The 12,842-nt window shown below is 44.1% G+C and carries 7 protein-coding genes; 4 read left to right on the top strand and 3 right to left on the bottom strand.

Going from position 1 to position 12,842, the window contains the following annotated elements; genetic code table 11:
* Nucleotides 1–80: 80 nt before the first annotated feature.
* The 4 genes from ACO6V1_RS19455 (at nucleotide 81) to ACO6V1_RS19440 (ending at nucleotide 10,223) form a co-directional block, all read left to right on the top strand.
* Entirely contained in the window at nucleotides 81–803 is a 723-nt protein-coding gene (locus ACO6V1_RS19455) for a hypothetical protein (RefSeq protein WP_422468101.1), read from the top strand.
* Between the two features lie 883 nt (nucleotides 804–1,686).
* The gene (locus ACO6V1_RS19450; RefSeq protein ID WP_422468099.1) at nucleotides 1,687–5,106 is read left to right on the top strand and encodes a hypothetical protein; all 3,420 of its coding nucleotides are present in this window, start codon (nucleotides 1,687–1,689) and stop codon (nucleotides 5,104–5,106) included.
* Nucleotides 5,107–5,286: 180 nt separating this feature from the next.
* Nucleotides 5,287–8,703 (top strand): hypothetical protein, encoded by a 3,417-nt coding sequence (locus ACO6V1_RS19445; protein WP_422468097.1) that lies wholly within the window; start codon nucleotides 5,287–5,289, stop codon nucleotides 8,701–8,703.
* Nucleotides 8,704–8,807: 104 nt separating this feature from the next.
* Nucleotides 8,808–10,223 carry an ankyrin repeat domain-containing protein gene (locus tag ACO6V1_RS19440; RefSeq protein ID WP_422449780.1) on the top strand — a complete coding sequence of 472 codons (1,416 nt, stop codon included), beginning with the start codon at nucleotides 8,808–8,810 and terminating at the stop codon, nucleotides 10,221–10,223.
* Nucleotides 10,224–10,304: 81 nt separating this feature from the next.
* Here the strand turns inward: ACO6V1_RS19440 and ACO6V1_RS19435 are convergent, their stop codons facing one another.
* The 3 genes from ACO6V1_RS19435 to ACO6V1_RS19425 all read right to left on the bottom strand — a co-directional run bounded on the left by ACO6V1_RS19435 (nucleotide 10,305) and on the right by ACO6V1_RS19425 (nucleotide 12,603).
* A complete protein-coding gene (locus tag ACO6V1_RS19435; protein WP_422449779.1) occupies nucleotides 10,305–10,754 on the bottom strand; it encodes a hypothetical protein in 450 nt (149 codons plus the stop codon).
* 894 nt (nucleotides 10,755–11,648) lie between these two features.
* Entirely contained in the window at nucleotides 11,649–12,347 is a 699-nt protein-coding gene (locus ACO6V1_RS19430) for a hypothetical protein (protein ID WP_422449777.1), read from the bottom strand.
* Nucleotides 12,348–12,390: 43 nt separating this feature from the next.
* A complete protein-coding gene (locus ACO6V1_RS19425; RefSeq protein ID WP_422449776.1) occupies nucleotides 12,391–12,603 on the bottom strand; it encodes a TauD/TfdA family dioxygenase in 213 nt (70 codons plus the stop codon).
* Nucleotides 12,604–12,842: the final 239 nt, after the last annotated feature.

Here is a 12,842-nt window from a genome sequence, read left to right as displayed (position 1 = left end):
ACCCCTTGTCATCAACTTAATTAATCAGAATACAAGTAATTTTTATGACTTCCCCAATATCAGCATCAACTTACCGAAAAATGGCGTGGCAAGAACAACAAAAGCGTGAAACAACCGAGGATGCTACGGCAAAAACAGGTGCCACAGCAAAGTTTAATAATTTAACGGCTAAAGAAGTTGTTCCAGCTACCAAAATACCGCAACCTGATTTTCACCCATTCAAGTCACAGTCGGAGAAAGACTATCTTATGAAAACCTGGTGCATGCAATCAGTTACATCATCATCAGGTCCTCCTCCGCTTGAATTCAGGAATATGATAAAAATTGAACGCCAGTACAATGACCTTGATTATAAGGACATGTTGAAATACTCCCTAGCATTCGATGGATTATTGCACGAAGAGAAGTACTCGGAATGTAAAGATACCGTGAAAGAGTTTACAGGAGTTTATATTTTCAATGATATAGATTTGAATCATGCCCGCCGATTTAGTCCACATAAATATATTCAACCAAGCGATCCACATTCAATGTATGCTGGTCAATTTGATGATGGCACGTTCTTCCTCCTGGCGTCCAATCCAACCCGGTGTAAAACGTTTTTTGAATACGATTCCCACAATAATGTCGTGTACTGTGGTGAAACATTTCCCACCAAGAGTGGTGGAGAAAACACTCATTCCCTCTATTGCGGAGAGACCTATAAAGAAGCACTAGAAACATTTGAGAAGGCTTGTAGAGGCACCACTGTAGCTGAAAACATCAGGAATTTGCTGGGATTTGAGTCTGAACTAAAAATGTAATCAGGCAACCAATCTTTGTTAAGCCTTTAATAAGGAACTGGAGATAATATTTGCGCTTCAGAATAGGCGAGATCATAGTATTCTAATGTTTTATGAAAAGTGTGATCTCGTTCAGTTATTGACAATTTCTTTAGTGCTAAGGGTCAACCCAGGTTATATCTTTTAAATCCATTTTTCATAAAATCGAGCAACAGATTCTCTAATCAACCCTGCCGCCATTGTGCTCAATACACAGCAGCAAAATTTTCCCACCAAGAAGCTGAAATTATCCCTCATTATGGAACTTTTATCTGGAGCAGTGATCAGAATCCCAAGAGATTCAGTTTGCGCCATGGAATTCTTATGAGCATTGGAACCGCTATGAACATAATCTCTGGTGATTAATTTAATTATTTATAATATGAGGCCATAGCTAAAATTTCGAAAAAATCGGTGCCAAATTTTGAAAAACCGGTGTCAGGAAAACCGATGTTTGGTATTGAATCTTTGATGCCCAAAAATAAAATTCTGATTCCCCAACCATCAACAGACCATATTCGATCAACCGAACAGGTTTCACAAAAAGTATCTGATTAAAGAAGTATTCAGGCAATCATCGTTAACCCGGATATTTCATAAGCAAGATCGGGAGCACGTTTATGAAACATCCTGGTTAAGTCAAAAAACGTTATTTTTAAACCAGCCCACTTTTATTTAATAAAGTTCCAAAATTAGCAAGGCCGGTGTCACGTAAAAACCACGATCAGCTCTTGAATGTGTTCAAAAAGAAAGACTTGCCTCCAATTCCCTGAGCGTAATTAATTCCATGGAACCAAATTGGATTAATTATGTCTGATTAATAAAACTTATCCAATTATTACATAACGTTCTTTCAATAATAATTATGAACAATATCGAAAACACATTTACTCTGCCATCCTGCCCCCGGCCTGTCCCTGAAGGGCACACCACTGGCTCAGAAGAATTGGCGGACACATCAACCACTGCCAGGGCTTCTGCAATCAAACCAGAACTTCATTCTCCGGGCAGTGATATCATCAATGACCCGGAATACTCTCAGCCCGGTGATTTGTCACTGACTGAAAGACAGACGGAGACCAGTCCTGTCGATAAAACGTATCATACACCTGAACTGACCTCAGCTGCCGGGCAGAACCAGCCGGAACAGTCATCCGTCTTCTGTCTTGTCTCTGACGTGTTCATGAAGCCTCTGACTGATGATGATGACACCATCATGGACACTCTTCCCTTTTTCGACATGACACTGCCCAAACCTCTGGAAATTACCACCACGGATGTCCAAAACTTCAAGGATGAATTATCCATCTTTAAAATGGAACTTGATGAGGAATTTCTCGCTGGAAAGTTTCTGGACCTAGATAGTTACCAGTTCCATAGCTTAATCTGCAATAGACTGGCTTATCTCAAACATCTTGCTGATAAATATCAAGCATTCAAAGACAGTTCCTACAAACATGTTGAATGGTATAACACCTTAAAATTTGCCTACATAGAAATCCATGCCACATTTTCCAAACAGCTGTTTCTGAGTGATGATATGTGTAAGGAAATACTGAGGCTGGGCATGCTCTATCGTGATCTCAACAAAATGTTATGTCGATGGCCCTCTGGGGTTGATTTCCCGCACCAGCAATCAGTCAGCTTTCTGAGTGAATCTCTTGTTTGCCATTTGTCATATATCTGTTGTCTTGTGGAGGGCTTGATAAGATACGCTGATTTCAACAAGCACATCGCCGTGCGGGCACCAACAGAACCACTTAACTTCCACACAATTTTGCATGCGCCCCTCCGGGAACACCCTGACATAAAACCACACGGAACCAGCACCCTGAATGAAGGCATCAGCAATATGCTCACTGCCATTGCCACAGGGACATTGGAAACCGTGAACAGGGAAGCTCCTCAAGATATCCTGAAAACCACCTCTGAATACCTTTTCAGCTCAATTGATCGATACAGGAAAGAAGGGAATGATCAAAAAAATTTCCAACCAGTCTGCATTTATCAACTGACGATTGAGCAACATCTATTTTGTGCAGAGTTATTCCATGCTGCTTTAATGGCAGGACGATGGGACGAAGCCGATAAGGCTTTTAAAGCAACCACTCGAATAGTTTTCCATGGCAAGTATTCACTGGAGCCGGTTATTCAGGCACTTAAACATAACACAGCAGGAATCAACATTGAGAACTGGCATAATGATTTTAATGAATACACACAATCCCGCCCCTACTCCCCTGGCATGTATTTTACCCTTGGGCTTGAAGCTGCTTCTACTTACCTGAGTACCCTTCTTGCTCACAAGGAGAGTGCCACGGAGAACCAGTCACCACTAATAAAGGTAATGAAGACGGAAGAGCTGAACCAAATACTGAATGTTCTGGATACATGGACAGACCAGTTGCAGGAGCTTGGCTTGTTGGCCAGTGTTGCAATGAAAGACTGCAAATACCACCGCCGTTTATCTCTCGCCTGGCTAAGATTGCTGACTTTGACCAAAAATCACGAGATGGCCATCAAGAAGAGTTTTCATGAGGCCCAAAAATCCATCATGCCACATAGCGCCTCGGATGGGATAACAAATGACAATCTGCAACCGCTTCCTGCATATCTGGAATCCCGGCTGACACAAATACTTCTCCATAATAATGATATTTTAAAGTTCATTAATAAAGAGTGCAGTGTATTCAATCCAAACATTAACATCTCAGCACTGAACAAAGAATCCTGTGAATCCCTGATTAAAACTTTTGCAGACGATGCACCAACACCACACACCGAATTATTGCTAACGTTCTTCCACGGCTGTTATAACTGTGCAATGCTCGTTGAGCATATTTGTGACTGCGCTTCAATATTCAGTGAGCTGGAGACCTGCCTTACCAGCATTCATACAAGTGAAGCATCACGCTCACTTAAGATGGCCAAAGAGAAATGGAAAGATAAAATCAAAGCAAATGCTTCCGGGATTAAAGAGGAAATTGATAGATTTGACCAGTTAAACCAAAGTTCCAAAACCTTTTTCAAACATGCTTTCAGTCACTTAAAAAAAATCAGAGAAATCAATAATAATGGGCTAGACAAATGCCTGAAAATTGTGCTTTCAGAGTCAATTCAGGCGACTTTATACCACAGTTTGTTACAACTTCAGCATTTGAACTCTGCCCTGATTACCGTTAGCAGTAAACGGATCGACATTCTCAAAAATGAATTTCCAACTGTTATCAACCTTGAACAGGCTACCACAAGTTGTGGGAAAAGATTGAATAAAAATATTACTTTCATAGCAAAGTGCTTAAAAGAGCTGAATGACTCAAAAGAGCTATCATTAGCCAACACCTCTGGCAGGCGTAAACCGAATTCAGGCCAGATTAAAAAAGGTCAACGCAACAATCAAGTCATCAATCACAGTGATACTCTGGCAGGTTTTGCCAATGCAATAACTATCCGGTCAGATACTCAGGAGACCCTCAGTAAAAGAGATTATTTTCAGAAGCAAATAGCCAGCGAAGTGCAGACGATGCAACATCAAGGTTTGCCTGTGGTCTATCTGGGGAGCCGTGCTTATCAGACGCAGATTCAGTCACTTTGGGGGAATAATGCATTTGCGCTGGCAACCGGCAGCCATCTGTTACCAGCCGAAATATCTAATGATCTTATTAATCGCTCAGTCACGCCAAGGGATACCGATCTTTTAGTGCTTGACCAGAAGAAATTCAGTGAAATCAAAACACAAATCTGTATCCGTCTGAAGAAAGCTGCCGGTATAGACGACAATGTGCCAGGGGAATATCAACTGTTTGTTCCTGACAATGACAACAAGTTTTACTACGGCAAAAACTGTTGCTGCTGCAACCTTATTGTTTCTTTAAGTGGAAGTTATTTCCAGAAAGACTGGGCTTATGTGGTTGACTTGATCTCCCCGATGGACTCAGGCCCGTCACCACTGCTCACTTACGATTCCCCCGTGCTGCCTTCAGGTGACTCGACCTGGGCAAGGCCACTGACCAGCATTATGGTGGATGAGCTCAACCTGGCAATCAATCAGGCGGTTAGCGTTAGCCATTTCCGTTCACTGATGGCCATGACGCGCATTAATGTCCTGGCAGTCCTTGAATATTTAGAGCCAAAGCTCGATCCCGTATCACGCATTGTGCTTATGCATGTTCTGGAGCGTCTTCAGAACCGTTACCCCGATGAAGCCCAAGGCAAACTGGCCAGCCATCTGCGCTCCAGGGCATTTAATAGGGTTGCTTATGAAGGATCTAATGAAGCCAATTAAAAAATCAGTGTCTTAGTGAGGACAGTTCCCAAGCCACTTTTATGAACTTTAGTACCAAAATAGATATGACTGGAGCAATCGACTCCTTGAGCGTAATTAAATCTATGGAACCAAATCAGAGTAATTATGTCTGAATAATAAATATATCCAGTTATTATATGCTGTTCTTTAAAAATAATTATGCAAAATATCGAAAACACATTTACTCCGCCGCCCTTCCCCCGTCCAGCCCCTGACGGATACACCACTGAGCACCGCTCAGAAGCATTGGTGGGCGCAGACCCAACGACAGCAGTGGCTTCTGTAATCAAACCAGAACTTCATTTCGTGAGCAGTGATAACATCAATGGCCCGGAATACTCCCAGCCCAGTGATTTGTCACTGACTGAAAGACAGACGGAGACCAGTCCTGTCGATAAAACGTATCATACACCTGAACTGACCTCAGCTGCCGGGCAGAGCCTTCCGCAACCGTCATCAGCCTCCGGCCCTGTCTCCGACGTGTTCATGAAGCCTCTGCCTGATGATGACAGCGTTGTGTGTACTCTTCCCCTTTTCAGAATAACGTCGTCCCCTCAGACAATTACGATAGGGAGTGTCCGAAACTTCAAGGAGGTATTATCCAAACTTAGCGCGCAACTTGATCAGGAATTCCTCGAAAGAACGTTTCTTGATACCGATCGTCACCAGTTCCATAGCTTAATCTACGATAGTCTGATTTCGCTCAGGTGTCTCGCCGATAAATATCTGGTATTCAGAGACAATGCTTACCAACTTGTTGATTGGTACAACACACAAAAGTTCGCTGACAAAAGTCAATATATCAAACTCTCCAAACTGCTGTTTCTGAGCAATGATATGAGTGAAGTAACGCTGCACCTGGCCATGCAGTATCGTGTTCTCATCAAAATGCTATGCCAATGGTACCCCAGGGATGACTCTCCGGGCCAGCAATCCATCAGCTTTCTGAGTGTAATTATTGTCTGCCATTTATCCTTTGTTCGTTGTGTTGTGGAGACATTGCTAAGAAACGGTGATGTCAGAAAAGATATCGCCCTGCGGGCACGAGTAAAACCGCACATCAGGAAGCTCCACTCAATTAAGCATGTGCCACCCCAGAAACACCCTGGCTTTGATCCGAAAGAGTCTGACATGCTAAATGAAGGGATCAGCGATATGCTCACTGCCATTGCTACAGGTGCATGGGAAGACTTGAACAGGAAAAAGCCTATCCTGCATATCGCCTCTGACCAACTTTTCAAATCAATTGATCGATACAGGGAAGAATCTGGTGATCACGAATTTCAACCCGTCTGCGTTGACAATCGGACGATTGGGCAGCATCTATTCTGTGCAGATTTAATACATGCAGCTTCAATATCAGGCCGATGGGAGGAAACCAAAAAGGCTTATGAAGCAACCACTCGAATAGTTTTCCACAGCAAGTATTCACTGGAGCCGGTTATTCAAGCACTTAAACATGACAATACGGCAGGAATTAACATCGAAAGCTGGCATAGTGAACTTGATGAGTATACACAATCCAGATGCTACCCCCTTAGCTATTATTTCATTAAAGGGCTTGGAACTGCTTCTAATTACCTGAGTTACCTTCTTGATCACAAGGAGGCTGAAACTGAGAACCATTCACCGTTAATACCGGTCGAGAAAACCGAGTATTTGCAAAAAATACTGGATACTCTGAACCGATGGGAAGAGCAGTTGCATGAGCTTGACTTATTGCCCGATGACGCAATGAAAGACTGCTCATTCCACCGTCGTTTATCACTGGCCAGGCAAAGAATACAGACTCTGACCAACAATCACGAGACGACCATCAGGAATAGCTTTGATCAGGCCAAAAAAATCATCATGCAATATACTGCCGGGGATGGAATAACAAATGACAATCCGCAACCGCTTTCTGAGTACCTGAAATCCTTCCTGGCACGAACTCTGCTCCAGAATCATGATATTTTAAAGCTCATTAATAAAGAGTGCGATGCCTACAATCCAGGCATCAACATCTCAGAACTGGACCGAACATCCTGTGAATGGCTAACCAATATTTTTGCCAACAGTGCACAATCACCGCACACTGAGTTATTGCGAATGTTCTCCCGGTGCAGTTATTACTGCGTAGTGCTCATTGAGCAAATTTGTGCATGCGCTTCAATATTCAGTGATCTGGAAGCCTGCCTTACCAGCATTCATACCAGTGATTCATCACCCGCACTTAAGGTGACCAAAGAGAAAGGGAATGAAAAAATCAAAGCAAATGCTGCCGGGATCACAGAGAAAACTGATCAATTTCATAAGTTCAACCAAAGCATCAAATCCAGTTTCAAAGATGCTTTCAGCCACTTAAACAAAATCAGAGAGCATGTCATTAATGAAGACAAGTGCCTGAAAATTGTTCTGTTCGAGTCAATTCACGCTACTTTATACGACAGCTTGCAACAAATTATGCATTTGAATGATGCTCTGGCTACCGTTAGCAGTAAACGGTTCGACATTATCAAAAATGAGTTTCCAACGATTGCCAAACTTGAACAGGCTTCAGCTGGTAACAGGAAAAGATTGCAAAAAAATATTGCTTTCATAAAAGGCTGCTTAAAAGACCTGAATATCTCTAAAGAGTTATCATTAGCCAAAACCACTGTCAGTCATAAACCGAATCCAGTCCCGACTCATAATGGCCGCTCTAAAAAACAAACCAGAAAAAACCTTGACTCTCTGGCAAACTTTATCGCAAACAACAAATCTGTCAGGTTAGATACTCCGCAGACCCTCACGACAAGAGATTATTTTCATGAGCAAATAGCCAGGGGGGTGCAGGCATTGAATCATGATAGGAAGTCTGTGGCATATTTGGGAAGCCGTGCTTACCAGCTACAGGTTCAGTCACTCTGGGGGAGCGAGGCATTTGAGCTGGCAACCAGCAGCGACCTGTTACCAGCCGAAATATTCCCGGATCTTATTAAACGCTCAGTCACGCCAAGGGATACCGATCTTTTGGTGCTTAACAGAAAGGATTTCAGTAGCATCAAAGGTCAACTCTATGGCTGGCTGGAGGAAGCTGCCAAGCAGGGTGGCTACTTGCCGAATAAGTACGAACCGCTTCATACCAACGACTTCAATGAGGTTTACTACGGCATAAACTGTTGCTTCTGCAACCTCATTCTCCGTTTAAAAGGAACGCGTACAAGGAAAGACTGGATTTATGTGGTTGACTTGATCACCCCGATGGACTCTGGCCCGTCAACACTGCTAAATTACGATTCCCCTGTGCTGGCTTCAGGTGACTCGACCCACGCCAGGTCACTTACCAGCATTATGATCGATGAACTCAACCTGGCAATCGGTCAGGCTGTTGGTCCTGCCCGCGCACTGATGGCAATGACGCGCATTAATGTCCTGGCAGTCCTTGAATATATAGAGCCAAAGCTCGATGCCGAATCACGCATTGTCCTTATGCATGTTCTGGAGCGTCTTCAGAAAAGTTACCCCGATCCAGCCCAAGGCAAACTGGCCAGCAATCTGCGCTTCAGGGCATTTAATATGGTTGCTTATGAAGGATCTAATGGCACCAATTAAAAAATTAGTGTCGTATATTTTCCGCCCCACATTGCAAGGACAGCTTTTCATCATGACGAAACCGTCATGAGCTATTGCGATTAGCTGCCCGATCAGGAACTTTCATGACGTTTATCTCTCTAATAGAGATGCTGTCATATTGTCCTGATTTCCCGGGAGGTAGTGTGGGTCCAGCAGAAAGATTATCGAGTTCGCTTCCGGTTGTCCCTAGCAGTCTGTCCAGCGACCAATATCCAGAAGATCAGATTACTAACCGTCAATTGCCAACCGCTGACAACCAGCTTGAAGTGGGCACGATGCCCAGACTGGACAATCGTAAAGTGAAACCTGCTGAAACGCTCCCCCCTGAACTGAACGGGCAATTGAACGGAGCAGATACTCTGCCCAGTGTATTAGACCAATGTCGTTCAATTGATGAAGCTCTGTCGTCAGGTGACTTGAACACAGTAGATGATGAGGGATTTACACTAATGACCAGGGCCGCCTATTTTAATCAGCCCGAGCATGTCAGAAAGCTGATTCGTGCAAAAGCTGATGTGGACCAGGCCGACAGTGCCAGTTGGACCCCCCTGATAGCGGCTGCCGACCAGAACTGTACAGAGGTCACCGGGATGCTTTTGGCTGCGGGCGCAGATATTGAGAAGACAGATTCGATGATGTTCGGCCCCTTGCATGCTGCTGCTGAAGTAGGCAACGAAGAGGTTACCCAGATACTGTTGGTGGCCGGAGCAGATGTTGAAGCGGTCAACACCTATGGTTCGACTCCGCTGATGTCTGCCTGCCGCAAAGGGAATAAACAGGTGGCAGAACGACTTGTACAATATGGTGCGGATATCAATGCAAGGAACTGCAAAACCTTCACCTCTGTCTTCCAGCTCGCCTGTTACTACGCCAATGAGTCCAGAAACACAGATCTTCTACGGTTCCTTATCCGGCAAAAGGTAGAAGTCTTCACACTGGACCACAATCATTGGTTTCCGCTGCTGACGGTCATCGCAGGTGGTTTTTCCAGTGAGGTAGAGCTCATCCTGAGCAGGGGGTGGCACAAGGCAGTCATGGGTTATGACTCCCGTCTATTTTACCTCGCCGCCCTCAATGGTGAGGATGAAATACTCAGAATTCTGTTTCAACAAATACCTGATAAAACCAGTACGTTTCAATGCATTGCCAAGGCAACCTCACTGACAGGAAAGTTTCTTGCAGAAAGTCCACTACGCATTATCGACAGGAACTTTAATGAGATTTTATCCATTGAGAATATTGTGGATAGCCCTTACTCATTAAAGTATTTGTGCCGGTCGATCATCAAACGATATGCAGCCACTGATCAGTATATAGTTCTGGATCAGTTGCCATTGCCTGATAGTCTGAAAAAATACTGCTGGCAAATTCCTGTTTGTTTGTACAATAAACATGACGTTGCTGTGTGGGCTGATTTTGTCGAATCGCAACGTGTTGCTGATGAAGATGTTGATAATGATAATGTGGGCAGTATCACTGCTGCCCGGTTAAGAAAATAAAATAGAAGAGCAATGTCTATTGATAAACACGTGAAAGAGCAGAAGTGTTGCCATACGTATCAGATCAGGTTAATTCCAGCGCTACCGGCGACGTTTCTTTCTGCCACGCCTGATTGGGCGAGGGTATCTGTCTGAGTTTTCCTCTGGCTGAACAGTGACAGGCCGGGACTGTGTAGTCGGACGGTCATCAACTGAACCCGTTGCCCTGGCAGCTGCAATGTCGGTTCTGGTGCTGCTATCGCTAACGTTAAGCCGGGGCGTCAAGTTATCCGTGTGATCGCACTTGCGATCTTTCAGCCGCTCATCAGCTAAATCAACGCTCAGGTTCAATAAAAATGGCTGGCACATTTCGGCACATAGCACACCAAAGAAACCAGACGCAATCCAGCCGTATCCCAAACTTAATTCCATGCAGAAACAGCATCCCAGACACACCACTGCGGAGCTTTCATCCAGGGCCGCCTCTTGCAAGGCTTGTCGTTCATTCTGACAGGATTGACAGTGCCGAAGATTGTTTCCACTTTGGGCCATTGGTTGATAGTTGCCTGAAATATTCATCGTTCAATAAATCCAGCTTGCCTGACTCATCGAATTGGACTGAATTTATTCACGATTGTTCCCGAACAGTGCCTTTAAAGGAAACATAGCCAAAAAAAACATAGAAAATTTGCCATATCCGGAATCATGACTAGGCTCCATGGTGTTCCGCCAAATGTTGTCCCTGTCATCAGGAATCATGCAATAACGCGGACTTATAAATAAACATTACCTGTCGAACTTTGAAACACTGGAGATTTCTATGGAATCCATTTCAGGGGCCACTGTGCGCTCCGATTGTGTAACGGAGAAACAAGCGCCCAAGACCAGGAGAAAAGGTCTGTGGAGTTGCTTTAGCTGTACCTCTGTTGACCAACCGAAAAGTGAACCCTACACACGGAGGTCAACGACAAATGTGCCAAATACTCCGGCGAAAAAATTCTCTCAGGCTCGAAGACAAACCATTAGAGCGCATGTCAAAGCTCACCCCCCGAGCACATCTTCCATCTCCGGAGGCAAAAGTACTGGCTACTCCGGAGCTTCCAGTTTCATGCGAAACACCTTGAGTACAGGATTGGTTGCAGGTACTTTACTCGCCAGCAGCAGTAATCACAGCCGTAGTGCTTATACTTATAGTAGTCACGATGACTGTTACTCTGGTGGCGGCGGTGACTATAGCTTCGGTGGCGGTGAATGCAGCTTCGGCGGCGGTGAATGCAGCTTCGGCGGCGGTGGCGGCGGTGACTGTAGCTTCGGTGGCGGCGGTGGTTTTTAATGATTAGAACTTTTTGGTAGTTCTGTAGTAACAATAAAAGGCTGTTTGAAAGTAGCTAGAAAAAAAACAGCAGGTCTTAAATCTTTACCATGCTCAAAAAGAAAGACCTCTGTTTACTTTCTGCCTATTATTTGATTCTTATTAATGCAAATTAACCGCCCAACATCTTTACATTTTTTATTAATGGCCTTTATTTCCCGGGATAGATTTTTATTCTCTAATTTCAGTCTATCCTTTTCTGATTTCATTACTTTTATTTGCTTATCAATGTATTTCATTTTAATAACTTTCAATCCTCTGCTTTTTTCAGAGTAACCTTTATTCTTCTCAGTTCTTCGCAAATACCTTACAAATTTACAAACGTCTTTATTTTCTTCTTTCTTTAGAACCTGATTAAGTTCTGGTATGGTCAACCCGGCAATTTCCTGACGAGTATATTGTCTTCCATTTATTTCAACGGGCTGATCCAGGTCTCTCTGTATATTTTGACCTGGTAAGACAGGGGGATCAGAAAGTTTCTGTGAGATACTTGCTTGCCCTGATTCTGAAGGCTGTGGACTCTGCCTGACAGCAATCTGGTGATCAGGAGTGGTTATTTTACAACTTTTTTTGCCAAGATCCGCAATGATGGGCCTTTCATCCATTGCTTTGCGCTTATTTATTCGCGGCTCTACCGGCTCTTCCGCAGTTGTTACCGTTTTGCACAATGTCCTTGATGTTTGCTGTTTTCCACCCATAGCCTTTGAGCTGTAAACCATGGAGTTAATTTTTGCAGCAGCAGTAGTGGCAAAAGAAAAATATGTTGCATTCATTTTTTCATTACCGGTTACTAATCATCCATTGGATTCGACAGATTTATAGTTGCAAGGTTCCCCACCTCAATAATTCGCTATGTCGCAGAGTGGTTTCTTCCCGGGCCACAACCCCTAACCTGAGGCCAACTCGCTGATAATGCCTTGAGTCATAGAGTTGCCCACGGTGCATGACTTGAGAGTTATCCCAGAAAACAATATCGCCTTCCTGCCACCGGTGAGTGTAAATGACACAGTTGGCAAGGATTTCATCCAACAGTGCTTGCCAGAATGTTCTGGCCGCTCAGGACTGAGCGCGCGCCAGGCTTCAAGCTGGTCGAGGAAGTGCGTTGTGTGAGGTTATCCATCACATCCGCCACCTCACTGGCGGTCAGATCTTTAATCTTGCATATGCAAAGGAAGACCTGATACCTAATTTTCTAAACGACCGTCTTCATTTCAAGTGCTTCCGGCGTTCTTCCAGAGCCAGTTGATGGGTCAGCTAAAGCGGCCAGT

Origin of the sequence: Endozoicomonas sp. ALC013 (assembly GCF_049310205.1) — a bacterium.
Lineage (GTDB): Bacteria > Pseudomonadota > Gammaproteobacteria > Pseudomonadales > Endozoicomonadaceae > Endozoicomonas.
This window is presented reverse-complemented; position numbering and strand designations above follow the sequence as displayed.

Excerpts from the sequence above, each read along its gene's own strand:
- ACO6V1_RS19440 (WP_422449780.1), top strand. The coding sequence starts at position 8,808 with ATGACGTTTATCTCTCTAATAGAGATGCTGTCATATTGTCCTGATTTC.
- ACO6V1_RS19430 (WP_422449777.1), bottom strand. The coding sequence starts at position 12,347 with ATGAATGCAACATATTTTTCTTTTGCCACTACTGCTGCTGCAAAAATT.
- ACO6V1_RS19435 (WP_422449779.1), bottom strand. The coding sequence starts at position 10,754 with ATGGCCCAAAGTGGAAACAATCTTCGGCACTGTCAATCCTGTCAGAAT.
- ACO6V1_RS19450 (WP_422468099.1), top strand. The coding sequence starts at position 1,687 with ATGAACAATATCGAAAACACATTTACTCTGCCATCCTGCCCCCGGCCT.
- ACO6V1_RS19455 (WP_422468101.1), top strand. The coding sequence starts at position 81 with ATGGCGTGGCAAGAACAACAAAAGCGTGAAACAACCGAGGATGCTACG.
- ACO6V1_RS19445 (WP_422468097.1), top strand. The coding sequence starts at position 5,287 with ATGCAAAATATCGAAAACACATTTACTCCGCCGCCCTTCCCCCGTCCA.